18 protein-coding genes and 6 tRNA genes are annotated in these 25942 nt (G+C 55.0%); 18 read left to right on the top strand and 6 right to left on the bottom strand.

The genetic code is table 11. The annotated features are described in order from the left end of the window. Nucleotides 1-33: 33 nt before the first annotated feature. From H0S68_RS05890 to nagE, 5 genes are all read right to left on the bottom strand, one after another. Nucleotides 34-2691, bottom strand: a complete 2658-nt coding sequence (locus H0S68_RS05890; RefSeq protein WP_410529227.1) for a beta-N-acetylhexosaminidase — start codon at nt 2689-2691, stop codon at nt 34-36. Between the two features lie 14 nt (nt 2692-2705). Beyond that, on the bottom strand, nt 2706-3032 hold the full coding sequence (gene chiQ / locus H0S68_RS05885; RefSeq protein WP_020825644.1) for a ChiQ/YbfN family lipoprotein: 327 nt from the start codon (nt 3030-3032) through the stop codon (nt 2706-2708). Nucleotides 3033-3145: 113 nt separating this feature from the next. Further along, nucleotides 3146-4549 (bottom strand): chitoporin ChiP, encoded by a 1404-nt coding sequence (chiP, locus tag H0S68_RS05880; protein ID WP_020825643.1) that lies wholly within the window; start codon nt 4547-4549, stop codon nt 3146-3148. A 578-nt stretch (nt 4550-5127) separates the two neighbouring features. Then, on the bottom strand, nt 5128-6792 hold the full coding sequence (glnS, locus tag H0S68_RS05875; protein ID WP_020825642.1) for a glutamine--tRNA ligase: 1665 nt from the start codon (nt 6790-6792) through the stop codon (nt 5128-5130). A gap of 251 nt (nt 6793-7043) precedes the next feature. Continuing rightward, nucleotides 7044-8990: a PTS N-acetyl glucosamine transporter subunit IIABC gene (nagE, locus tag H0S68_RS05870; protein ID WP_041414298.1), complete on the bottom strand. Its 1947-nt coding sequence runs from the start codon at nt 8988-8990 to the stop codon at nt 7044-7046. A gap of 335 nt (nt 8991-9325) precedes the next feature. Here nagE and nagB point away from each other — a divergent pair, with 335 nt between their 5' ends. From nagB to H0S68_RS05810, 12 genes are all read left to right on the top strand, one after another. Further along, complete coding sequence (gene nagB, locus H0S68_RS05865) at nt 9326-10126, top strand: glucosamine-6-phosphate deaminase (RefSeq protein ID WP_020825640.1); 801 nt, start codon at nt 9326-9328, stop codon at nt 10124-10126. Nucleotides 10127-10144: 18 nt separating this feature from the next. After that, entirely contained in the window at nt 10145-11284 is a 1140-nt protein-coding gene (gene nagA, locus H0S68_RS05860; RefSeq protein ID WP_020825639.1) for an N-acetylglucosamine-6-phosphate deacetylase, read from the top strand. 153 nt (nt 11285-11437) lie between these two features. Continuing rightward, nucleotides 11438-12658 carry an N-acetylglucosamine repressor gene (locus tag H0S68_RS05855; RefSeq protein WP_020825638.1) on the top strand — a complete coding sequence of 407 codons (1221 nt, stop codon included), beginning with the start codon at nt 11438-11440 and terminating at the stop codon, nt 12656-12658. Nucleotides 12659-12725: 67 nt separating this feature from the next. Then, complete coding sequence (locus H0S68_RS05850; protein ID WP_020825637.1) at nt 12726-13478, top strand: HAD-IIA family hydrolase; 753 nt, start codon at nt 12726-12728, stop codon at nt 13476-13478. Between the two features lie 178 nt (nt 13479-13656). Continuing rightward, the gene (locus H0S68_RS05845) at nt 13657-15111 is read left to right on the top strand and encodes a carbohydrate-binding protein (protein ID WP_410529226.1); all 1455 of its coding nucleotides are present in this window, start codon (nt 13657-13659) and stop codon (nt 15109-15111) included. Nucleotides 15112-15515: 404 nt separating this feature from the next. Then, nucleotides 15516-17180 carry an asparagine synthase B gene (gene asnB / locus H0S68_RS05840; RefSeq protein WP_020825635.1) on the top strand — a complete coding sequence of 555 codons (1665 nt, stop codon included), beginning with the start codon at nt 15516-15518 and terminating at the stop codon, nt 17178-17180. A gap of 385 nt (nt 17181-17565) precedes the next feature. Beyond that, nucleotides 17566-17642 (top strand) — tRNA-Met (locus H0S68_RS05835). An 8-nt stretch (nt 17643-17650) separates the two neighbouring features. Then, nucleotides 17651-17735: transfer RNA gene (locus H0S68_RS05830), tRNA-Leu, on the top strand. Nucleotides 17736-17764: 29 nt separating this feature from the next. After that, nucleotides 17765-17839 (top strand) — tRNA-Gln (locus H0S68_RS05825). A 45-nt stretch (nt 17840-17884) separates the two neighbouring features. Next, a tRNA-Gln gene (locus tag H0S68_RS05820) sits at nt 17885-17959 on the top strand. A gap of 40 nt (nt 17960-17999) precedes the next feature. Beyond that, nucleotides 18000-18076: transfer RNA gene (locus tag H0S68_RS05815), tRNA-Met, on the top strand. A gap of 19 nt (nt 18077-18095) precedes the next feature. Continuing rightward, a tRNA-Gln gene (locus tag H0S68_RS05810) sits at nt 18096-18170 on the top strand. A 104-nt stretch (nt 18171-18274) separates the two neighbouring features. Here H0S68_RS05810 and ubiF read toward each other — a convergent pair. Continuing rightward, nucleotides 18275-19456 carry a 3-demethoxyubiquinol 3-hydroxylase gene (gene ubiF, locus H0S68_RS05805; RefSeq protein WP_410529225.1) on the bottom strand — a complete coding sequence of 394 codons (1182 nt, stop codon included), beginning with the start codon at nt 19454-19456 and terminating at the stop codon, nt 18275-18277. 196 nt (nt 19457-19652) lie between these two features. On the opposite strand from ubiF, the gene miaB reads away from it, so the two are divergent. The 6 genes from miaB (at nt 19653) to lnt (ending at nt 25784) form a co-directional block, all read left to right on the top strand. Continuing rightward, nucleotides 19653-21077 (top strand): tRNA (N6-isopentenyl adenosine(37)-C2)-methylthiotransferase MiaB, encoded by a 1425-nt coding sequence (gene miaB / locus H0S68_RS05800; protein ID WP_046374284.1) that lies wholly within the window; start codon nt 19653-19655, stop codon nt 21075-21077. Nucleotides 21078-21207: 130 nt separating this feature from the next. Then, nucleotides 21208-21543 (top strand): zinc ribbon domain-containing protein YjdM, encoded by a 336-nt coding sequence (locus H0S68_RS05795; protein WP_020825632.1) that lies wholly within the window; start codon nt 21208-21210, stop codon nt 21541-21543. 215 nt (nt 21544-21758) lie between these two features. Further along, entirely contained in the window at nt 21759-22814 is a 1056-nt protein-coding gene (locus H0S68_RS05790; protein WP_020825631.1) for a PhoH family protein, read from the top strand. Next, complete coding sequence (ybeY, locus tag H0S68_RS05785) at nt 22811-23284, top strand: rRNA maturation RNase YbeY (RefSeq protein WP_115059640.1); 474 nt, start codon at nt 22811-22813, stop codon at nt 23282-23284. Before H0S68_RS05790 ends, ybeY begins: the two co-directional genes overlap by 4 nt. An 84-nt stretch (nt 23285-23368) precedes the next feature. Next, nucleotides 23369-24247, top strand: a complete 879-nt coding sequence (corC, locus tag H0S68_RS05780) for a CNNM family magnesium/cobalt transport protein CorC (protein ID WP_012005653.1) — start codon at nt 23369-23371, stop codon at nt 24245-24247. Nucleotides 24248-24254: 7 nt separating this feature from the next. Further along, entirely contained in the window at nt 24255-25784 is a 1530-nt protein-coding gene (lnt, locus tag H0S68_RS05775) for an apolipoprotein N-acyltransferase (protein WP_410529224.1), read from the top strand. The last annotated feature ends 158 nt before the right edge of the window (nt 25785-25942 follow it).

Raw genomic sequence — 25942 nt, 5'->3', positions numbered from 1 at the left:
CCGCCTGCGAACAGACGGGCCGTGGTTCAGGAGTTACACTTTCTCGGCGCGACTATAACGCTTGCCGTCCGGGCTCACAGCGCGGATTTGTACTTCACCGCTAACCCCAGGCTTGGCCTTGGCATCGTAACGTTGCCATTGCTTACCACCGTCGGTGGAATATTCAATGCCCAGACCCGGCAGCGAAATATTGGCTTCCAGCTTGCCCCCCACCACTCGGGCGCCTGGCACCGGCAACCGGTAGTTCACGCCACCTTTGTCCAGTTTTGCCAGCTCACGCTGACCGAGCAGGTTGGCAAAGCGCAACCAATCGCGGTCCAGCTTCTTGGTATCGATGAAGTGGGTTTCGCCGCCTTTATACTCCCGGCCCGCCCGGTAATCCTGCTCCCACTCTGCCCGGTGCCATGCGCGCTCAGCCACCGACAGCGAACGAGGGAAGATCATGTACTCCATTTGTTCGTCGGTTCGCTGGGTTTCGCTCCACATCTGCGCGGAAATACCGTAAGCCCCCGGCCAGGGCTTGTCGCTCTTGGCGGTAAAGTGATTACCATCGCGATCAACCGAGGTTTCGGCGTTTTGCGGCAGGTTGTTTGGCGCAAAGCTGAACATTTTCTGTTCGTCGCTGAAACGCGTTCCCCAGTAGTAACCGCGCTCGTCCGGGTTCACCTCATACGGGAAGTCCATGTAGACATAATCCGGGTTTGAAAGGATCAGTTCGTAGCCCTTGTTCGCCCAGTCGTTGGCACTGTCGAACCCGCCCCAATACAGCGTATCCCAGAAGTTAACCCCGACACGCTGGGTAGCAAAGGCCTTGGCGTTTTTGGCATCTTTCAGGCCATCCTGCCAGGCTTGCATTCTGTCGATCCCATGCGCTTTCACCAATTGGCTGACTTCTACTCCGAAGTAGCTTGGCAGGTGCTCCATATCGGCGACCTTGCCATCTTTGATCATCGCCTGGCAGACCTGAGATTTTGCCCATGGCTTGTCTTCTTTGCTCTGATCGATGATGCCTTTGCCGGCTTCCGGCTTGTTCACATCGGTATAACCAGCACCTAACCGGATGTTTTTCGCCTCGTCACCGCCAAAGTGCCAGGTACTCAGCGGCTGCCCGGCCTCTTTATGCATCTGGGCAATCTCGCCGATCACCTTGTCGACAAAACGTTTGGATGAATCCAGGCAAGGGTTGAGATAGCTTTGGCGGTTGAAGTACTGCACCGAGGTGGTGTTAGAGGTATCGGTTGGATCCACTAAACGGAACTCGTTGGCCTCTTGTTCTTTACCGGCGGCATGCAGTTTCTTATAGCGCGCTTCCATTGAGACCACCGCCGCACGGGCATGTGCCGGCATATCGATTTCCGGGATCACTTCAATCTGGCGCGCCTTGGCGTACTTGATAATGTCGATGTAATCCTGGCGAGAGAAGAAGCCGCCATAAACCTCCGGCCCCTGGCCATACTGCGGCAACAGGCAGGTGGTTTCGCTCAAGTCGTGGCAACGCTGCCCACCGACTTCGGTCAGTTCCGGCAAGCCCGGAATGGCGATGCGCCAACCTTCGTCATCACTCAGATGGAAGTGGAATTTATTGAGCTTGTACGCCGCCATTTGGTCCAGCAAGCGCAACACCGCATCCTTCTGGTGGAAGTTACGTGCGACATCCAGGAAGATGCCACGATACTGGAAGCGCGGCGCATCTTTGGCCTCCAGCGTAGCGATTTTTACGCTGCCTTCGGTAGGCACTAATGACAAGATGGACTGCAGGCCATAGAACACCCCGGTCTGATCGAAACCAATGACTCGCGCTTCCTGCTTGCCGATGATCAATTCATAAGCGCCCGGTACCGCCAGTTCGCCTTTGAATATTCCCGGTTGGATATCGGTTTTGATCGGATAACCGGCTGCGTTACTGGTTATTCCCAACAGCGCGAAACGCTGGGCAACGGCGTCCGCCGCCGGTTTGGACAATGCGCTCAGCTCCAATGCAACGCCTTTGCTCAGATCAACATCCTGCGCATGCACTTTAACCTGCAACGGCGTTGGCACTATCTGACCGCGTAACGACGCGGTGGGTAAGGTTTTTAGCTCGGCGTTTTTCGTAAAGCGCGAGGCCGGCGTCATCAGGATGTTATTGTCGTCTTTGGTACGCTTCCACTGGTCGCCGGTAAAGGGCGCAACGAACTGGTTCAGATCTTCGGTATCGGTATTGACCAGAATTTTAGGCTTGGCATCGCCCGAGGTGGCGTACCAACGTGGCACGAAGTCGGTTTTAAACAGTTGCCAATATTCAGTGATAATCGGGATCTCTACCGTTTTCCCCGCAGGGAAGCCGGTAAATTTGTCGGTAGGTTCCAGCTTGTACAGATCACCGGTCAGGTGAGATATCTTGAACTGGTCGTTATCCACACGCAGGGTCTGACGGGCGCTGTGGAAGTAAATCGCCCAGTCCTGACCGTTGATCTCCTGATTGTCGTTGGTCAGGCCGATCAGCACCTTGTTGCAAGCCGCCCAGTCGGCACCCAACTTGCCGCAATCCAGACCGTTTTCGGCTGCCCGGTTATCGACCATTTTCAAATTCAGTTTCAGCTGGCTCAGTTGATCCACCAGCGGCTGATTGGCCATCGCGTTCCCCACGCTGCCAAATAACCCAATGGTTGCCGTCAGTGCGGCAAGCGCGCTCAATTTGAATTTATTCATTTTTATCATCGTCCTTAATTGTTGTTATCGCGGATCTCTTTCCAAATCTGGCCACATTTGGCGTCATAAGCCTGGCCGTTACCGCTATGAACTGCCTGAATGCAGTTTTGATAATCCATCACCCGCACCGTTTCTTTCTCGGCGAACTGTTGATGCTGTTTCTCTTGTTTCAGTACGTTCAGCACTGCCTGGCATGACTGCAATTTTTCCGGTGAGCCCTCCGCGGTGTTGATACAGGCGCTGTAGGCCTGTTTCAATTTGGCATCTTCCGGCGGCGCCGCAGGCTGTACGCAGGCGCTCAACGTGGCTACCGCAGCCAACATCATCATGATTTTTTTCATCGTGTTATTCCCGTTAAATGACCCCGGCGCTGCCGCCGGGGAATATACCCGCGATCTTTCAAGCCGCAGCGTTGTTATCTGCACCAGCTGCAACTCGCAAGCTCTGGGTATGTTTAGAAAATGGTGAATGGCGCGATAACCATGAATTTGACGTCTTTCTCGTCCTGGAAGATGTTGCCGTAACCCCCGCCCCAGCTTGGGATATTGGTGTGGTTGTCGTATTGGGTGTAATGCAGTTTCAGCAGCGTGCCTTTGGCGCGGCCTTCCTGAATGGTATACATGGCGTCCAGGCTCCAGGCGCTCTCTTTCAGACGCTGGCTCTGATCGTACATAGGGTTGGTGCTCGGTTTAGCGTCCCAGGCGTAAACGTAAGAACCGCCCACCGCCATGCCCGGCAGGTTCCAGTTGCTCAGGTCGTACATCACCCCGGCATAAACCGCTTTTTCGCCGTTGGCGTTAAAGTCGGAACGGTTATCCCACCACACGTCGAGGCGGCCGTTGGAAGAAGCATAGGTTGGCGTCATACGCTGCAGGAAGTAGCCCTGGTTGCCTTCGGCCTTGACCATGGTCCCTTCCAGGCGCCAGTTGAACTGGCCAGTGGTGTAACCAAAGGTCAGCGCCTGCAGCCAGGCCAGGCCGTCGTAAATACTGTTCGGGTCGTTCTTGTCGTTAATGCGGTCTTCGGTGCCATAGAATTGGTAACTGGTGGTCAGCGGGTTGCCTACCAGATCGAATTTATAAGACGCCTTGGTGAAGTACTGATTCACATAGCCCTGGGCTTGGCCGAATGCCGCCTCCAGCACCAAATCGTTTTTGAAGTCGTATTTGGCACCCAGCGAGTGCAGATAGGAGACACCGGTTTTTTTATCGTTCTGGCGGAAGTCGTCCATCTCGATATGCCATGGCGCTTTATATTTATTGGTCCACATATAAGAGAAGCTCAACTCACCGGCATCGCCGTAGTCAAACTTGGCACCGGCCTCTGCACCCTGATAGGTGCCGGGCATAAAGCTCCAATGCGGCGCCAACAGAGTTTGGCCGCTTGGCTGGATATAACCGCCACGTGCCCAGACGGGGCCATATTTGAATTTACCGGCGGCTTTATACAGGCTGATGCCGCCTTTGTCGCCGGAGTAGTCTTCATCGTAGGTACGGTTTTTGGAAGAGAACGCGATTTCATTCGGGTGGCCGCTGGCGCTGGATTCAGCCAGCTCGATGGCGGTAAAGGCGCCGACGTCCAGGCCGAACATGTCCCAGGCATAGCCCGAGGCAAAATCCAGGCTCAGGTTGGCCGTCGAATGCGACAAGTTGGTGGTGTATTTATTGTAATCGTCACTGGTCGGATTGAGATCTTTACGGTCACGCTCACGTTGCCAGTAATATACGCCGCCGGTCATCGTGGAATCATCGATAAATCCTGCGGCTTTCGCCTCAGGGGCCATGGCAAACCCTGTTCCCAACAGCGCACCCGCGACTGCGAGCGCCAGCGTTTTACGCTGAGCACCGTGCGTACCCATAATGAAATTCCTCTTTGACTTAACTTTAAAAGTTGCAGCCGCCCGTGTTCACCACTGCCCTGCACGACTGCCAATAAAAACCCAATCGGGTAAAAAATATTGCTGACAGGGCTAAAACCCCACAGCACTTATTGCTACAGACAGACTATTTTTCGCGACGCGAATTATCAAATGAAATATCAGAGAGATTTGTCAAAGTATGACAAAGAGCACATATCGATGAGATTTTGTTACGCGGCTATGCAAGGAGAGTGTCGAATAAAAAATTCAATAAAATCAGAATAAATAATGATATGAGGTCAATATAAGACGATTAATGGTTTCAGCCGAATCAAAAAAGTCAGCCAGAGGAAAAAATATGAGAGCGCTCTCTAGATGACATTAATTCGCATCACGAATATATAAGACAATGTTATATGAGTGATGATTTATATCAAGAAATTACGGATACAACGGCCAGAGAAAAATTTAAACATTGATTGAGCGAACTACATCGCAACAGGAAAGGTAAATAACGGCGACAGACATAAAAAAAGCGCAACCGAAGTTGCGCTCTTATTGCGTTAACCACTTATCACTCAGGCACCGATTTTAGCCCAGGTGTCGCGCAAACCAACGGTGCGGTTAAACACCAGATGCTCTGCCGAGGAGTAACGATTATCGGCGCAGAAATAGCCCTCACGCTCGAACTGATAGGCTTTTTCCGGCTGTGCAGTTGCCAGGCTTGGCTCCACAAAGCCATGCTTGATTACCAGCGACTCAGGGTTAATGGTGGCAAGGAAGTCCTCTGCCGCTGCCGGGTTTGGCACGTTGAACAGACGATCGTACACGCGAATTTCCGCCGGCAACGCGTGCTCGGCAGACACCCAGTGGATCACGCCTTTCACCTTACGGCCATCGGCAGGATCTTTGCTCAAGGTATCCGGATCGTAGCTGCAGAAGATAGTGGTGATCTCGCCTTCAGCGTCTTTCTCCACGCGTTCCGCTTTGATCACGTAGGCATTACGCAAACGCACTTCTTTCCCCAGCACCAGACGCTTGTATTGCTTGTTGGCTTCTTCGCGGAAGTCAGCACGGTCGATATAAACCTCGCGGCTGAACGGCACTTCACGGCTGCCCATTTCCGGCTTGTTCGGGTGATTAGGCATCGTCACCATTTCCACGCCGGAAGTCATATTTTCAATGACAATCTTAACCGGATCCAGCACCGCCATCGCACGCGGTGCGTTGTCGTTCAGCTCTTCACGAATGCAAGCTTCGAGCGCCACCATTTCAACGTTGTTATCCTGCTTGGTCACGCCGATACGCTGGCAGAATTCGCGGATGGATGCGGCGGTATAGCCACGACGACGCAGGCCGGAAACGGTCGGCATACGCGGGTCATCCCAGCCTTCAACGATTTTCTCGGTCACCAACTGGTTCAGCTTGCGCTTAGACATGATGGCGTATTCGAGATTAAGGCGTGAGAATTCGTACTGACGCGGATGACAAGGGATGGTGATGTTGTCCAACACCCAGTCATACAGGCGACGGTTGTCCTGGAATTCCAGCGTACACAGCGAATGGGTGATCCCTTCCAGCGCATCGGAAATGCAGTGGGTGAAATCGTACATCGGGTAGATGCACCATTTGTTGCCGGTCTGGTGGTGTTCCGCGAACTTGATGCGGTACAGCACAGGATCGCGCATCACGATAAACGGTGACGCCATGTCGATCTTGGCACGCAGGCAGGCGCTACCTTCGGCAAATTCGCCGTTGCGCATTTTTTCGAACAGCGCCAGGTTTTCTTCCACGCTGCGACCGCGGTACGGGCTGTCTTTGCCCGGCGAGGTCAGGCTGCCGCGATATTCGCGGATTTGCTCAGGCGACAGCTCGTCGACGTAGGCCAGCCCTTTGTTAATCAGCTCTACCGCATACTGGTGCAACTGATCGAAGTAATCTGAGGAGTAACGGACGTTGCCGCTCCACTCAAAGCCCAGCCACTCCACGTCGTGTTTGATCGACTCAACGAACTCAATATCTTCTTTTACCGGGTTGGTGTCATCGAAACGCAGGTTGCACTGGCCCTGGTAATCTTTGGCGATGCCAAAGTTCAGGCAAATGGATTTAGCATGGCCGATATGCAGATAACCATTCGGCTCCGGCGGGAAACGGGTATGTACCGACGTATGTTTCCCTGAAGCCAGATCTTCATCGACGATCTGACGGATAAAATTGGTTGGGCGGGCTTCAGCCTCACTCATTTCACTATTCCTCAATGCAAAGCGCTACACATAACCGCCTATGATCCAACAAGCCACGCCCGGAAACAACCGTTTGTTTCACGAAAAATGCGGGGCGTTGCACCACGACAGATCGCAGCACCACCACGGGGCAGCTTTCGTCACCTATCGCCCATAAAAAAGCGGGAAGAGATTGCTCTCTTCCCGCCAAAGGTAGGGTGCGTTCCGTCATGACTCGTTAAACACCCCGGGTACTACTCAGGTAAATCGGTTTACTTTTGGATCTCGAACAGTTTGGTCTGGCCTGCGACCACAGAACCGGTCGCCAGCGCCGACAGGCCGGCGTAATCGTCAGCGTTGCTGACCACTACCGGGCTTATCATCGAGCGTGCGTTGGCGTTCAGGAAGTCCAGATCCAGTTCAAGGATTGGCTGGCCGGCTTTCACCTCAGCGCCCTCTTCAACCAGACGCTTGAAGCCCTGACCGTTCAATGCCACGGTGTCGATACCCATGTGCACCACAATCTCCGCACCCTTGTCGGTTTCCAGGCAGAAGGCGTGGTTGGTGTTGAAGATTTTCACGATGGTGCCGTCAGCTGGCGCCACGACGGTTTTATCCGTTGGGCGAATCGCCAGACCGTCACCTACCGCTTTGCTGGCAAAGGCTTCATCAGGAACCTGATCCAGCGCCACTACTTCACCGGTGACCGGAGCCACCAGCGACTCGAAGGCCACTTTCACCGCATTAGGCACCGCCTGTGCTTTTACTGCGGTCACACCGGCTGCCGGTGCCACTTCTGCCGCAGGAACCGGACCGGCTGCAATAACCGCACGCATACCGTCGGCAATGGCTTCCGCTTTAGAACCCACGATGACCTGAACGGTTTGCTTGTTCAGTTTCACCACGCCGGAGGCACCCAGACGTTTGCAGCTTGCATCAAGCACTTTCGAAGAATCTTTCACGCTCAGACGCAGACGGGTGATGCAAGCATCAATGCCGGTCAGGTTGTCTGAACCGCCGATGGCACCGATATAGCTGCGAGACAGCGCGCGCAAGCCTTCATCAGTGTTGCTGTTGGCTTCCGGTGCAACGATATCGTCAGACGCATCTTCACGACCCGGAGTTTTCAAATTGAATGCACGGATAATGATGGAGAACAGTACAAAGTACACCGCGAAGGCGACCAGACCCATCACGACCAGCATCCAGACGTTTTTACTGGCGGCCGGCAGGTTGTACATCAACACATAGTCGATGGCGCCTGCAGAGAAGGAGAAGCCGGCGTGAATGCCCAGCAGGGTGGCTACAAACAGGCTGATACCGGTCAAAATGGCATGGACCAGATACAGCAGCGGAGCCAGGAACATGAACAGGAATTCAAGCGGCTCGGTCACACCGGTCAGGAACGCGGTCAGCGCCACAGACAGCAACATACCGCCAACCATTGGGCGACGCTCTTTCGGCGCAGCGAAATACATGGCCAGTGCCGCCCCCGGCAAACCGAACATCATGATTGGGAAGAAGCCGGACATGAACATCCCGGCAGTGCCGTCGCCCGCGTAGAAGCGGTTGATGTCACCGTGGAAGATGGTGCCCGCGGCATTGGTGAATTCACCAATCTGGAACCAGGCGATGGTGTTCAATACCTGATGCAAACCGGTTGGGATCAGCAGACGGTTAACGAAACCGAAGATGCCGGAACCCACAGCGCCCATGGACACAATCCATTCACCGCCGGCGTGGATGGCATTCTGAACCGGTGGCCAGATATAACCAAAGATCGCCGCAAGGATTAAACAGAAAAAGCCGGTTGCGATAGGAACGAAGCGTTTACCGCCGAAGAAGGAAAGGAACTCAGGCAGTTTGATGCCGGACCAGCGGTTATAAACCGCCCCGCCCACCAGACCGGTAATAATACCGGCCAGCACGCCCATATTGATCGCCGGGTTGATGGTGACCATCGCTTTAGTCAGGATGAAGTAACCTACCGCACCCGCCAGTGCCGCTGAACCAGCATTGTCTTTCGACCAGGTTGCTGCCACACCGATAGCGAAGATCAACGCCAAATTATCAAAGATTGATCCACCGGCCTGTGCGATGAACGAAATATTGAGTAAGTCGGGCTGGCCGAAGCGGAGCAAAAGCGCCGCCACGGGCAGTACTGCGATTGGCAGTTGCAACGACCTGCCCAATCTTTGGAAAAAGCCGAGTATGTTCACCTTAATATTCCCCCTAATGCCCTTTTATGGGCTTTATCATATTTTACGCTAGCGCCATCACACACTGCGATTAACTCTGGACGAACGACAACAAAGTGGAGTGTAAAAAAATTATTTCGTATCGCAAATTAAAACCTCCTTTTTTGTGATTTATATCACCAAAAAGCAGTCTTAAGCTGCCACATTGCTAGCCATCACACAAAACTTATTTTATCATTAAAAAAATCATCGAACCTGACGCATCACGTGAGAATCATAAACCTGGGTTAGGCTTAAGACTCTCGTTCAGGCTCGAACCAGTATAGCTTTAGTTTACTTACCCCAAGAGGTGTTAGATGAGACTTATCCCACTGAAAGATACTGCACAAGTCGGCAAATGGGCCGCACGCCATATCGTCCAGCGCATCAACGCATTCAAGCCTACTGCGGAGCGTCCGTTTGTGCTCGGCCTGCCAACCGGCGGCACTCCGCTGGAAGCGTACAAACATCTGATTGCGATGCACAAAGCAGGTGAAGTAAGCTTTAAGCATGTGGTGACTTTCAACATGGATGAATACGTTGGCCTGCCGCAGGAACACCCGGAAAGCTATCATACCTTCATGTACCGTAATTTCTTTGATCACGTTGATATCCCACGCGAAAATATCAACCTGCTGAATGGTAATGCACCGGACGTTGACGCCGAGTGCCGCCAGTACGAAGCGAAAATCAAATCCTACGGCAAGATCAACCTGTTCATGGGTGGCGTTGGCATCGACGGTCATATCGCGTTTAACGAGCCGGCTTCATCTCTGGCCTCGCGCACTCGCATCAAAACCCTGACCGAAGATACCCGCATCGCCAACTCCCGCTTCTTTGGCGGCGACGTTAGCCTGGTACCGAAGTTTGCACTGACCGTGGGCGTGGGCACGCTGCTCGACGCTGAGGAAGTGATGATTCTGGTGACCGGCCACGCCAAGGCTCAGGCGCTGGAAGCCGCTGTGGAAGGCAACATCAACCACATGTGGACCATCAGTTGCCTGCAGTTGCATGCCAAAGCCGTTGTGGTGTGCGATGAGCCATCCACCATGGAGCTGAAAGTCAAAACCGTTAAGTATTTCCGCGAATTAGAAGCGGAAAGCGTGAAGAGTCTTTAATTCCTGCAGGGGGCTACGATGTTCGCTTTAACCCACGGCCGTATTTTTACCGGCCACGACGTACTTGACGACCATGCAGTGGTAATCGCTGATGGGCTGATTGAACGAGTTTGCCCGCTGGCTGAACTGCCGGCCGGCATTGAAACGCGCGATCTGGGTGGCGCTATCCTGGCCCCCGGTTTGATCGACGTGCAGCTTAACGGCTGCGGCGGCGTGCAATTTAACGATTCGCTGGACGCCATTTCGGAAGAGACGCTGGAAATTATGCAGCGTGCCAACGAAAAATCCGGCTGCACCAGCTATCTGCCGACGCTGATCACCAGCAGCGACGAATTTATGAAGCACAGCATCGAAGTGATGCGCGCTTATCTGAAAAAACATCAGAATCAGGCGTTGGGTCTACACCTTGAAGGGCCGTACCTTAGCCCGTTGAAAAAAGGCACCCATAACCCGGCGTTTATCCGCAAGCCAACCAGCGAGATGATCGACTACCTGTGCGCGAATGCCGATGTGATCACCAAGGTGACGCTGGCGCCGGAAATGGTAGAGCCACACTTTATCAAGCAACTGACCGACGCCGGCATCGTGGTGTCCGCCGGTCACTCGAATGCGACTTACGAACAGGCCCGCACCGGTTTTGCTGCCGGCATCACTTTCGCCACGCACCTGTATAACGCCATGCCGTATATCACCGGGCGCGAACCGGGGCTGATGGGGGCAATTTTCGACACGCCTGAAGTCTACACCGGCATTATCGCCGACGGCCATCACGTGGCCTGGGCGAGTATCCGTAACGCCAAACGCATGAAAGGTGATAAATTGGTGCTGGTCACCGACGCCACCGCCCCGGCGGGTGCCGATATTGACCAATTTATTTTTGCCGGTAAAACAATATACTATCGCGATGGGTTGTGCGTGGACGAGAACGGCACCCTGAGCGGCTCTGCGCTGACCATGATTGACGCGTTGAAAAACAGCGTTGAACACGTTGGCATCGCGTTGGATGAAGCGCTGCGTATGGCGACACTCTATCCGGCGCGTGCTATCGGCGTGGACGATCGTTTAGGCACGATCGAAGCCGGTAAGGTGGCAAACCTGACCGCGTTTACCCGCGACTTTAGCATCACCAAAACGCTCGTTAACGGTAACGAGGTTTAACTAACATATATACCCAAAATAATTCGAGTCGCAGGTAGGCGGCAACTGAACGAACCTCAATGAGCATACACTGGTATGTGATTTGAGTGAGTAAAGGCGGCCAACACCCCTGCGACTTGAAGTATGAAGGGTAGACAGCGAGTAAAATTATTGATGAGTACTGGCGGACAGGCACAGATAGGGAACGTTGACTTAGTCAAACAACTCAACGGCGCGGCAGTTTACCGCCTGATCGACCAACAGGGTCCGATCTCGCGCATTCAAATAGCCGAACTGAGCCAGCTAGCGCCCGCCAGCGTCACTAAAATTACTCGCCAGCTGTTGGAGCGCGGGCTGATCAAAGAAGTCGATCAGCAAGCCTCCACTGGCGGCCGCCGCGCCATTTCCATTGTCTCCGAAACCCGGCATTTCCACACCGTGGCCGTTCGCCTCGGGCGTCATGATGCCACCATCACCCTGTACGACATGAGCGGAAAATCGCTCGGTGAAGAGCACTATCCGCTGCCGGAAAGGACCCAGGAAACACTGGAAAATGCGTTGTTCACCGCCATTGCGCAATTCATCGAAGACTACCAGCGCAAGCTGCGCGAACTGATCGCCATCGCGGTGATCCTGCCAGGTCTGGTTGACCCGGCGCTCGGTGTGGTGCGCTATATGCCGCACATCAGCGTCAGCAACTGGCCGCTGGTAGACAACCTGCAGCAACGTTTTAACGTCACCAGCTTTGTCGGCCATGACATCCGAAGCCTGGCTTTGGCCGAGCACTATTTTGGCGCCACCCGCGACTGCGAAGACTCCATTCTGGTGCGTCTGCACCGCGGCACCGGTGCCGGCATTATCGTCAACGGTCAGATTTTCCTGGGTAATAACGGCAACGTCGGCGAAATCGGCCATATTCAAATCGACCCGCTGGGCGAACGCTGCCACTGCGGCAACTTCGGCTGTCTGGAAACCGTCGCCGCTAACGCCGCGATTGAACACCGCGTGCGCCAGTTACTGACTCAGGGCTACCCGAGCAAGCTGACACTCGACGACTGCAGCATCTCCGCCATCTGCAAGGCCGCCAACCGCGGGGATCTGCTGGCCAGCGAAGTGATCGAACACGTCGGCCGCTACCTCGGCAAAGCCGTGGCCATTGCCATTAACCTGTTTAATCCGCAGAAAGTGGTGATCGCCGGTGAAATTACCGAGGCGGAAAAAGTGCTGCTGCCGGCGATCCAAAGCTGCATCAATACTCAGGTGCTGAAGGACTTCCGCAAGAACCTGCCGGTGGTCACCTCCGAACTCAATCATCGCTCGGCGATCGGGGCTTTCGCCCTGGCCAAGCGAGCAATGCTCAACGGCGTGCTATTGCAGCGATTGCTGGAAAGCTGATCCGCCGCCTAAGGCAGGTGTGTTATCTTCGCGTTTTGCCTGCCGCCAATCATGAGAAACAGCAACAATGACAATCAAAAACGTTATATGTGATATCGACGGCGTGCTGCTGCATGACAACACGCCAGTTCCCGGCGCCGATCTTTTCCTGGCGCGGATTCAGGAACAGGGCATGCCGCTGGTGGTGCTGACCAACTACCCATCGCAGACGGCGCAGGATCTGGCGAACCGCTTCTCCGCCGCCGGGCTTGAAGTCCCGGAAAGCGCGTTTTATACCTCCGCCATGGCCACCGCCGATTTCCTGCGCCGTCAGGAAGGCAAAAAGGCCTACGTGGTGGGCGAAGGCGCGCTGATCCATGAATTGTATAAAGCCGGTTTCACCATTACCGACATCAACCCGGACTTCGTGATTGTCGGGGAAACCCGCTCCTACAACTGGGACATGATGCATAAGGCCGCCTACTTCGTTAATAACGGTGCGCGCTTTATCGCGACCAACCCGGATACTCACGGCCATGGCTTTGTGCCTGCCTGCGGCGCGCTGTGCGCCCCGATCGAGAAAATCACCGGCCGCAAGCCGTTTTACGTCGGCAAACCCAGCCCGTGGATCATCCGCGCCGCGCTCAACAAAATGCAGGCGCATTCGGAAGAAACGGTGATCGTCGGCGACAACCTGCGTACCGATATCCTGGCGGGCTTCCAGGCCGGTCTGGAAACCGTGCTGGTGTTGTCCGGCGTCTCGACGTTGAACGACGTGGAAACCATGCCGTTCCGCCCGAGCTACATCTTCCCTTCCGTTGCCGATATCAATATTTTCTAATCGCTGAGGTGGCCATCACGGCCACCTTATTTTCGCGCCAATTTGAATTTAATTTATTATTGTCGCGAAAAGGTTTCACCCCGCCCTCGTTAAAAATCCGCACTATGTATTTACGCCCCGCCAATAATCCCTATTGACGGCGTGTGGAATTAATCTTACCTAAAATAACGAGGTTACTATGAGCTCCGATAACATTATCAATGCACAAGCTGCAGATGACGCAGCCGCCATGCCGGATATGTCCAATAAAAAAATCATGATGGGTTTTTGGCACAACTGGGCCGCCGGCGCCAGTGACGGTTATCAGCAGGGCCAATTCGCCAATATGAACCTGACCGACATCCCGGCCGAATATAACGTGGTGGCCGTAGCCTTTATGAAGGGCGTGGGTATCCCAACCTTCAAACCTTACAACCTGTCCGATGCCGAGTTCCGTCGCCAGGTCGGCGTATTGAACAGCCAGGGCCGCGCGGTACTGATGTCTCTGGGCGGCGCCGACGCACATATCGAATTGAAAACCGGCGACGAAGACAAACTGAGCAATGAAATTATCCGTCTGGTGGAAACCTACGGTTTTGACGGTCTGGATATCGATCTGGAACAGGCGGCTATCGGTGCAGCCAATAATAAAACCGTTTTGCCTGCCGCACTGAAAAAAGTAAAAGCGCATTATGCCGCCGAAGGTAAAAACTTTATTGTCAGCATGGCGCCAGAATTCCCTTATTTGCGGACTAACGGGACTTACCTGGATTATATTACCGCTCTCGAAGGGTTTTATGACTTTATTGCACCGCAATATTATAACCAGGGCGGTGACGGTATTTGGGTCGATGAAGCCAATGGCGGCAAAGGCGCCTGGATCACCCAGAATAACGACGCGATGAAAGAAGACTTTCTGTATTACCTGACCGAAAGCCTGGTTACCGGCACCCGCGGCTACACCAAAATCCCGGCATCCAAATTTGTGATCGGTTTACCTACCAACAATGATGCCGCCGCCACCGGTTATGTGGTCGACAAACAGGCGGTCTATAACGCTTTCGCGCGCCTTGACGCCAAAAGCTTGTCGATCAAGGGCCTGATGACCTGGTCGGTGAACTGGGACAATGGCAAGAGTAAGGCTGGCGTGGCCTATAACTGGGAATTCAAAACTCGTTATGCCGCGCTGATCCAGGGAGGAGTCACCCCGCCGCCGGGAAAGCCTGAAGCGCCTACCGCGCTGAACGCCAGTGCGATTACCGCAACGTCGCTGACGTTGAACTGGGCTGCGGCAAGCAGCGTCAAACCGATTAGCCATTATACGGTTTACCGTAACGGCAGCGCCATTGGCCAAACCGGTGGCCTGTCGCTGCAGGACAGCGGCCTGACGGCAGCCACTCAGTACAGCTATTTTGTCACCGCCACCGACAACCAAGGCAATACGTCGCTGCCAAGCAGTGCGCTGGCAGTTAAAACCTCGGATGGCAGTACGCCTCCCGATCCGGGCGTGGCCGAGTGGCAGAACAACCACAGCTATAAAGCCGGTGACGTGGTGACGTATAAAGGCAAGAAATACACCTGCCTGCAGGCGCACACCTCCAATGCGGGATGGACGCCGGATGCGGCCTTCACCCTGTGGCAGTTGATCGCCTGATAGTCGGCAATGAGTTGCCGGTAAAATTAACCGGCAACTCATCCATTGATTGAAAAAATGAATATTCATCAATTTTTATATCATTTAACTGAACATCCGCTAATTTTCGACCTCCCCCAAACAACTATTTTTCGGTGCAGCGCTAAAACGCTTGCATCCCCTGCCGGTTTTGACGCATTTTCATAAACACAACGCAGCAAAACCGCGCCATCGTTGATGCAGCGGCCATGCTGCCTATAACAGCAAATACAACATCACAGTCTATGCCCAAAATAATTCGAGTTGCTTGTCGGCGGCAACTGAGCGAAGCCCCAGGAGCTTACTCAAGGGGTGAGTGAAGGCAGCCAACACCCAAGCCACTTGAAGTATGACAGGTATAAAAAAGTCGTTAGGAGAGTCGGTATATGTGTTCTATTTTCGGTGTGCTCGATCTGAAGTCCGATCCCGTTGAATTGCGTAAGAAAGCGCTGGAGCTGTCCCGTCTGATGCGCCACCGCGGCCCGGATTGGTCCGGTGTTTACGCCAGCGATAAAGCCATCCTGGTGCATGAGCGCCTGTCGATTGTCGACGTCAACAATGGCGCCCAACCGCTGTACAACGCTGCGCACACCCACGTTCTGGCCGTTAACGGCGAGATCTACAACCATCAGGCGCTGCGCCAGCAGTTTAGCGATCGCTACCAATTCCAGACCGGCTCCGACTGTGAAGTGATTCTGGCGCTGTACCAGGAGAAAGGCCCTGACTTCCTCGACGAACTGCAAGGGATGTTCGCCTTCGCGCTGTACGATTCAGAGAAAGACGCTTACCTGATTGGCCGCGACCATCTGGGCATTATCCCGCTGTACATGGGCCATGACGAATTCGGCAACCTGTATGTCGCCTCTGAAATGAAAGCGTTGGTGCCAGTTTGCCGCACCATTAAAGAATTCCCGGCGGGCAGCTACTTGTGGAGCCAGGACGGCGAGATCCGCGAATATTATCAACGTGACTGGTTCGATTACGACAACGTTAAAGACAACGTGACCGACGCCAATGCCCTGCGCAACGCGCTGGAAGACTCGGTGAAAAGCCACCTGATGTCCGACGTACCCTATGGCGTACTGCTGTCCGGCGGCCTGGATTCTTCGGTGATCTCCGCCATTACCAAAAAGTACGCGGCACGCCGTGTCGAAGATCAAGAGCGCAGCGAAGCCTGGTGGCCACAGCTGCACTCCTTCGCCGTGGGTCTGGAAGGTTCACCGGATCTGCGCGCCGCGCAGGAAGTGGCAAACCACCTGGGCACCGTGCACCATGAGATCCACTTCACCGTACAGGAAGGTCTGGACGCCATTCGCGACGTGATTTATCACATCGAAACCTATGACGTTACCACCATTCGCGCTTCCACTCCGATGTATCTGATGTCACGCAAGATCAAGGCGATGGGCATCAAGATGGTGCTGTCTGGCGAAGGCGCGGACGAAGTGTTCGGCGGCTACCTGTACTTCCATAAAGCGCCGGATGCCCGTGAGTTCCACGACGAAACCGTACGTAAACTGTTAGCACTGCATATGTTTGACTGCGCGCGCGCCAACAAGGCGATGTCCGCCTGGGGTGTGGAAGCCCGTGTGCCCTTCCTGGATAAAAAATTCCTCGACGTGGCAATGCGCATCAACCCTAAGGACAAAATGTGTGGCAATGGCAAAATGGAAAAACATATCCTGCGCGAATGTTTTGAATCCTATCTGCCGGCCAGCGTCGCCTGGCGCCAGAAAGAGCAGTTCTCCGACGGCGTGGGTTACAGCTGGATAGACACGCTGAAAGAGGTCGCTGCCAAGCAGATCAGCGATCAACAGCTCGAAACCGCACGTTTCCGTTTCCCGTACAACACGCCGAGCTCCAAAGAAGGCTACCTGTATCGCGAAATTTTCGAAGAGCTGTTCCCGCTGCCAAGCGCGGCAGAATGCGTGCCTGGCGGCCCGTCAGTGGCCTGTTCCTCAGCCAAAGCCATCGAATGGGACGAGTCATTCAAGAAAATGGACGATCCTTCTGGTCGTGCAGTCGGCGTTCACCAGTCCGCCTACAAATAATCACGCCGGGTTTTCTCCCCAAGGCGGGCCTCCGGGCCCGCCTTCAGGTTATTGACAAAGGGGGATAAAAGCGTGGTTTTTCCCCCTTTGTGTTCTTAGCCGAAAATCAATAAATTGATTTTCCTGGTTTATTTTCAAATCCTTTATCGCCTGCCGCCAAACATTATATGTTTGTCCGCAGTCTCAAGGCGGACCTCCGGGTCCGCCTTTTTGCTGATGTTTTCAACCATTAATTGCCTGAATTGATGCTTTTATCGCCATACTGTTCACAACCCAGACAAACGACACATCCAGCCGCTTTTTCGGGAAAAAACTTGTTGACGCAAAACGGCCATATACGCATAATGCGCCCCGCAACGCCGATGAAGGTTGCGCGAAAAAAGATGGCTACGTAGCTCAGCTGGTTAGAGCACATCACTCATAATGATGGGGTCACAGGTTCAAATCCCGTCGTAGCCACCATCTTTTTTGCGGGAGTGGCGAAATTGGTAGACGCACTAGATTTAGGTTCTAGCGCCGCAAGGTGTGCGAGTTCAAGTCTCGCCTCCCGCACCATTTCTTTTCATCGAGTTGCAGGCAACAGGTGGGGTATCGCCAAGCGGTAAGGCACCGGTTTTTGATACCGGCATTCCCTGGTTCGAATCCAGGTACCCCAGCCATCTTTTTTAGGATGGGGATGTTGCAAAAAAAGTTAAACGTGTTGATGGGGTATCGCCAAGCGGTAAGGCACTGGTTTTTGATACCAGCATTCCCTGGTTCGAATCCAGGTACCCCAGCCATACCAATGCTGTTGACTTTTAAAGTAAAATATCGAAAAATGGCTACGTAGCTCAGCTGGTTAGAGCACATCACTCATAATGATGGGGTCACAGGTTCAAATCCCGTCGTAGCCACCATATTTTACTGTTACACCATTGGGGTGTCGCCAAGCGGTAAGGCTCTGGTTTCTGATACCAGCATACCCAGGTTCGAATCCTGGCACCCCAGCCACATTTAGAAAAGCCCGCTTCGGCGGGCTTTTTGCTATCTGAAATTTGGCGAGACCGAATGAATAAGGGCGCGACATTGAACTGCGCCCTTGTAGGAAGGGCCGCCTACAGCCCCAACGCGTATTTCAGCGCATGTTCCTTCAACTTGCCCGCCCGCTGGGCCGCCATCAACGCAATATTGCGCGCCACGCAAAGCGGCGACAAATTATTGCTGAAAGCGGTATAAAACAGATCCATACCACTTTGCATCAGCAAGTTATCGGTGCGACGGCGACGCTGATAACGCATCAGCACCGCTTCGCTGCTCCAGTCTTCACCCAACTCGCGTGCATCACACAAAACCGCCAGCAAGGCTTCCACGTCACGATACCCCAGGTTTACTCCCTGCCCGGCTAACGGGTTGATGGTATGTGCCGCGTCACCGAGCAACACCAACCCCGACAACACATAGCGTTGCGCATGGCGGCGCGCTAACGGGAAAGATCCGGCCGCATGCACCTTCACTTCCCCTAAGCGGGCAGGAAAGGCTTCGGCGATCTCTTTCTCAAGCTGCGCTGGCGGCATCGCCTGCAGCTGGCGGATACGCTGCGGGCTGTCGTACCACACCAGCGAGGCCCATTGATCATATAACGGCAGGAAAGCCCGGGGACCGGAAGGGAAAAACTGCTGCCAGGTCGTATCTTGCTGCGGCTCGCCGGTATCGACGGTGATCAGCATGCAGGACTGGCGGTACTGCCAGCCACTGGTGCCGATAGCGGCCAAATTGCGCACCTGCGAGTTGGCTCCATCGGCCCCCACTACCAAACGTGCTTGTAGCGTCTGTGAAGAGTCCAGCGTCACTTGCCAGTGGTCGTCATTCCGCTGCAGCGAACGCAGCCTGGCGGGGCAATAGAGCGTCAGATTTTCGCACTGCTCCAGCTGTTGCCAGAGCGCCAGTTGCAAAATACGGTTTTCTACCATAAAACCCAGCTCCGGCAGGCCGAGCGAGGCGGCGTCAAACGCTACCCGTGAAGAGGCCCACTCCCAGGTTTCCAATCGGCGGTAAGGCGCCGAGCGCATCGCTTGCACCGCCGGCCAGGCGCCGAGTTGTTTCAGCAACCCCACCGAGGTGCAGCCGATGGCGGAAATACGCAGATCCGGCGGGCTTTGCGCATCGAACGCCTGCGGCGCCTGATGTTCCAGCAAGGCCACCGACCAACCGGCCTGCGCCAGCCCCAATGCGGCGGCCGCGCCGACCATCCCGCCGCCTACCACCACGGCGTCATACCGTTTTTGAGATACGTTCATATTGGCTATGTTTTCTTAGTGAATTATCGCCATTCCCACCGGCATGGCGTTTGGCTCCAGTGTAACGGATTTTTAATTTGGCTTCAGGTCGCATGGTGTTTTCCCCGCGCTGGTCACAACGGCGTCAAATGTTTACAATAAGCGCCCTGCATGTCGCGTATCGCAACTTTCGTCCGCACTGAGTAATGGCAAGTCAATGACCAAAAAACTACATATCAAAACCTGGGGCTGCCAGATGAATGAATATGATTCATCGAAAATGGCGGACTTACTGGGAAGCACACACGGTTACCAATGGACCGACAACGCTGAAGAAGCGGACGTGCTGCTGCTGAATACCTGCTCGATCCGCGAGAAAGCGCAGGAAAAAGTTTTCGCCATGTTAGGGCGTTGGAAACTGCTGAAAGAAAAGAACCCGGCGCTGATCATCGGCGTCGGTGGCTGCGTGGCCTCACAGGAAGGCGAACACATTCGCAGCCGCGCGCCTTGCGTCGACGTCGTGTTCGGGCCGCAGACCCTGCACCGCCTGCCGGAAATGCTCAACCACGTGCAGGGCACCCGCAGCCCCATCGTCGACATCAGCTTTCCGGAAATCGAAAAATTCGATCGCCTGCCGGAACCGCGTGCCGAAGGCCCTACCGCCTTCGTCTCCATCATGGAAGGCTGCAACAAGTACTGTACCTTCTGCGTGGTGCCTTATACCCGCGGTGAAGAAGTCAGCCGCCCAAGCGATGACGTCCTGTTTGAAGTCGCCCAACTGGCGGCGCAGGGCGTACGCGAAGTCAACCTGCTCGGCCAGAACGTCAACGCCTATCGCGGCGCGACTTACGACGGCGAAATTTGCTCGTTTGCCGAACTGCTGCGCCTGGTGGCAGCCATCGACGGTATCGACCGCATCCGTTTCACCACCAGCCATCCGATTGAATTCACCGACGATATCATCGCGGTTTATGAAGACACGCCGGAGCTGGTGAGCTTCCTGCATCTGCCGGTACAAAGCGGCTCAGACCGTATACTGACCATGATGAAGCGCGCGCATACCGCGTTGGAATACAAAGCGATCATTCGCAAGCTGCGCAAGGCGCGGCCGGACATCCAGCTCAGCTCCGATTTTATTATCGGCTTCCCGGGCGAAACCCAGGCCGATTTCGAACAGACCATGAATCTGATTGCCGAGATCAACTTTGACACCAGCTTCAGCTTTATCTACTCGTCTCGCCCTGGCACACCGGCGGCCGATATGGTCGATGACGTCAGCGAAGACGAAAAGAAACAGCGTCTGTATATCCTGCAGGATCGCATCAACCAGCAGGTGCTGCAGTTCAGCCGCCGGATGCTCGGAACCGTACAGCGTATTTTGGTGGAAGGCACTTCCCGCAAAAGCGTGATGGAACTGGCGGGCCGGACAGCCTGCAACCGCGTGGTGAACTTTGAAGGCACGCCGGATATGATCGGTCAGTTCGTTGATGTGGAAATCACCGAGGTTTTGACCAACACACTGCGTGGCGCAGTGGTACGTACCGAACAGCAGATGGACCTGCGCGTGCATGAATCCCCGCAGTCAGTCATCGCCCGAACCCGAAAAGAGAACGCGCTGGGCGTCGGCATTTATCAGCCCTGACGCCCTCTCCGCAGTGCTGTAAGCCGTGGCGCCCGACGCCACGTCAGCGATTATCCTTATGACTTATCAGCCGGGTCTCGATGCCCGGCCATTTTCTTTTTTTATTTTTTTGATTAAGAGGCGACATAACATGCAACTCCCACACTGCCCAAAGTGCAACTCCGAATACACCTACCAGGATAACAACCTGTTTATCTGCCCTGAGTGCGCCCACGAGTGGAGCGACAGCGCGCCGGCGGACGACAGCGATACGCTGATTGTCAAAGACGCCAACGGCAACCTGCTGGCCGACGGCGACGCCGTGACCGTAGTGAAAGACCTCAAGGTCAAAGGCAGCTCTTCCATGCTGAAAATCGGCACCAAAGTGAAGAACATCCGCCTGGTGGAAGGCGACCACAACATCGACTGCAAGATCGATGGCTTTGGCCCGATGAAGCTGAAATCCGAATTCGTGAAAAAGAACTGATCGCCAGCCCTGAATCTCCCAAGCATTACGCGGCTGTTTTGGCCGCGTTTTTCCTCCTTCGGCCCTTGAATTTTGCCGCCGACGCACAGATAGATCATGGGTAAACTTGCGCCAGTGCGGCGCACCATGAATAATTCAAGGTAGAGAGTTCAGGCTTGGCCCTGGACGCGCGTACCGAAAACCAACCAGGCCCGATATGAGCCTTGAGGAATAGTTTGAACGTCGCAACACAAGAAATTTTGTTAGAGCCGGCAGACAATAAGCGATTGCTCAGCCTGTGCGGCCCGTTTGATGACAATATCAAACAACTCGAACGCCGGTTGGGCATTGAGATCAACCGCCGTGACAACCGTTTCAAGCTGGTCGGCAAGAACCCGTGCGTGGTTGCCGCCGCCGATATCTTGCGCCATCTGTATGTGGACACCGCCCCCATTCGCGGCGTGATCCCGGATATCGACCCGGAGCAGATCCATTTAGCGATCAAAGAAAGCCGGGTACTGGAACAGGTTGCCGACAGCGTGCCGGATTACGGCAAGGCGGTGACCATCAAAACCAAACGCGGCATGGTGAAACCGCGCACGCCGAATCAGGCGCAATACATTGCCAATATTCTCGATCACGACATCACCTTCGGCATCGGCCCGGCCGGTACCGGCAAGACCTACCTGGCAGTCGCCGCTGCGGTGGACGCATTGGAACGCCAGGAGATCCGCCGCATTCTGCTGACCCGTCCAGCGGTTGAAGCCGGTGAAAAACTGGGCTTCCTGCCGGGGGATCTGAGCCAGAAGGTCGATCCTTACCTGCGCCCGCTGTATGACGCCCTGTTCGAAATGCTGGGCTTTGAGCGCGTGGAGAAGCTGATCGAACGTAACGTGATAGAAGTCGCGCCGCTGGCCTATATGCGCGGCCGTACGTTGAACGACGCGTTTATCATCCTCGACGAGAGCCAGAACACCACCATCGAACAGATGAAGATGTTCCTGACGCGTATTGGCTTCAACTCCAAGGCGGTCATCACCGGTGACGTAACGCAGATAGACCTGCCGCGCAACCAAAAATCCGGCCTGCGCCACGCGGTGGAAGTGCTTTCTGACGTCGAAGAACTGAGCTTCAATTTCTTCCATAGCGAAGACGTGGTACGCCATCCGGTGGTGGCCCGCGTGGTCATCGCTTATGAAGCCTGGGAAGCCGCCGAACAAAAACGCAAAGATGCGATTGCCGAACAACGTAAACGCGAGGCAACCATCGCCTCCGAGCAGGAGACACCATGAGTCAGGTGATTTTGGATCTGCAGATTGCCTGTGCAGACAGCAACGGCCTGCCGGATGAAGCCACCTTCCAGCGCTGGCTGGAAGGCGTGCTGCCGCAGTTTCAGGAGGAGGCCGAGGTCACCATTCGCCTGGTGGATGAAGCGGAAAGTAACGAGTTGAACCTGACCTATCGCGGCAAAGACAAACCGACCAACGTGCTGTCTTTCCCGTTCGAAGCTCCCCCGGGTATCGAGCTGCCGCTGCTGGGCGATCTGATCATCTGCCGTCAGGTGGTTGAACAGGAAGCCATCGAGCAAGAGAAGGCGCTGGAGGCCCACTGGGCGCATATGGTTGTCCATGGTAGCCTTCATCTGCTAGGGTATGACCACATCGAAGACGATGAAGCCGAAGAAATGGAGTCTTTGGAAACCGAAATCATGCACGGACTGGGTTACCCGGACCCGTACCTGGCGGAAAAAGACCCCCTCTGACGTCAGCTGATTTCCCCGCAGCCCCCGTATGGGGCTGCCGCTGACTCCCCTAACTCTGACATGAGTGATATTAACTAAAACGCCATGAGCGACGACCATTCACAAAGCAATGACAGCCCCAGTCCCAAGAAGGGGTTCTTTACTCTTATCCTTAACCAGCTGTTCCACGGCGAACCCAAAAACCGTGGCGATCTGGTAGAGCTGATCCGTGATTCCGAGCAAAACGACCTGATCGATCCCGATACCCGAGACATGCTGGAAGGCGTGATGGATATCGCCGAGCAGCGCGTGCGCGATATCATGATCCCGCGCTCCCAGATGGTGACGCTCAAGCGTAACCAAACGCTGGAAGAGTGCCTGGACGTGATCATTGAATCCGCCCACTCGCGCTTCCCGGTGATCAGCGAAGATAAAGATCACATCGAAGGCATTCTGATGGCCAAGGATCTGCTGCCGTTTATGCGCGCGGAATCCGAGGAATTCAGCATCGACAAGGTGCTGCGCACCGCCGTGGTGGTGCCTGAAAGCAAGCGAGTAGACCGGATGCTGAAGGAGTTCCGCTCCCAGCGTTATCACATGGCGATTGTCATTGACGAGTTCGGCGGCGTGTCCGGCCTGGTCACCATCGAAGATATTCTGGAACTGATTGTCGGCGAAATCGAAGACGAATATGACGACGAAGACGATCTGGATATCCGCCAGCTCAGCCGCCATATGTATACCGTGCGAGCGCTGGCGCCGATTGAAGACTTCAACGAAGCCTTCGGCACCCACTTCAGCGACGACGAGGTCGACACCATCGGCGGCCTGGTGATGCAGGCCTTCGGTCACCTGCCTGCACGCGGGGAAACCATTGAAATCGAAGGTTACCTATTTAAAGTTGCGATGGCGGACAGTCGACGTATCATCCAGGTTCATGTAAAAATTCCGGACGATTCTCCGCAACCGAAACTGGAAGAATAAATCAAACATGGCTAAAGCCTCTTTCCTTGAACGCCAGTGGGTTCGCGCCCTGCTGGCGCTGTTGACCGGCGCCATCGGCACGCTGGCGTTTTCTCCTTACGATATCTGGCCGGCGGCCCTTGTCTCTCTGTTCGGCCTGTTGGCCGTAACCCTGAACCGCACCACCAAACAGTCTGCCTTGCTCGGTTTTTGCTGGGGTTTCGGTCTGTTCGGGACGGGAATCAACTGGGTTTACGTCAGCATTGCCGACTTCGGCGGCATGCCTTTCTCCATCAACATTTTCCTGGTCGTGCTGCTGGCGGCTTACCTGTCGCTGTATACCGGGCTGTTCGCCGGGTTGCTGGCACGTCTGTGGCCGACCACCAGTTGGTACCGTTTAGCGATTGCCGCCCCCGTGTTGTGGCAAGTCACCGAGTTTTTACGTGGCTGGGTGCTGACCGGTTTCCCCTGGCTGCAGTTTGGCTACAGCCAGATTAACGGCCCGCTGAAAGGCGTGGCGCCGTTGCTCGGGGTAGATACCATCACCTTTATGCTGATGGCGATCGCCGGGCTGTTGGTGTACGCCGTCAATCAGCGCCGGAGCGCCGCGGCAGGGGTTGCCGTCGCACTGCTGTTGCTGCCGTGGCCGTTGCGCCAGCTGCACTGGTTTACCCCGCAACCGGACAAGGCGGTCAACGTCGCGATGGTGCAGGGCAATATCGCTCAGTCGATGAAGTGGGATCCGAAAGCGTTGGTCAGCACCTTGCAAACCTATTTGGACGAAACGCGTCCTTATATGGGCAAAGCGCCGATCATCATCTGGCCGGAGTCTGCCATTCCGGATTACGAAGCCAGCCAGAACGGCTTCCTGACCATGATGGATGACCTGATGCGCGCCAAAAACAGCAGCCTGATCACCGGTATTGTTGATGTGCGTGCTACGCCGCAGGGCCAGCAAATCTACAACAGCGCCATCGTGCTGGGCGAACCGACGCCGTACGTTTATCCGGCCAAGGACCGCTATAACAAGCACCATCTGGTGCCGTTTGGCGAGTTTGTGCCGCTGGAAACGCTGCTGCGCCCGCTGGCACCGTTCTTCGATTTACCGATGTCTTCATTCAGTCGTGGCGACTACGTCCAGCCACAGCTCAGCGTGAAAGGCTATAACCTGACGGCGGCGATCTGTTATGAGATTGTTCTCGGCCAGCAGGTACGCGACAACTTCCGGCCGGACACCAACTTCCTGCTGACCATCTCCAACGACGCCTGGTTCGGCCATTCCATCGGCCCATGGCAGCACTTCCAGATGGCGCGCATGCGTGCTCTGGAGCTGGGTCGCCCTCTGTTGCGCAGCACCAATAACGGCGTCACCGCCGCGGTAGACGCCAACGGTGAGGTGATCGCTGAGATCCCTCAGTTCACCCGCAAGGTGCTGGAGGTGAAAGTCACACCAACCACCGGCATAACGCCTTATGCCCGTTTTGGCGCCACGCCATTGTGGATAATCACCCTGCTGCTTGGCGGCCTGGCGTTGATCCTCGGCCTGCGCCGTAAATAAGCCCCCGGGGCGCTGCCCGTCAGCGCCCCGCTTCCCTCATCCACCTTGCAGCTTGCCACGCCGCACTCTCCTACGCGGCTAGCATAAAGCGTCGCCAAATCAATGCTTCTGGCACACTCCTTGCTTTAATTACTCTGCTAGAGAGAGCCGATTTACTT

Source organism: Serratia sp. AXJ-M, assembly GCF_046531865.1.
Taxonomy (GTDB): domain Bacteria; phylum Pseudomonadota; class Gammaproteobacteria; order Enterobacterales; family Enterobacteriaceae; genus Serratia; species Serratia liquefaciens.
Note: the sequence above shows the minus strand (reverse complement) of the source record. Positions and strands in the feature narration are given on the sequence as shown.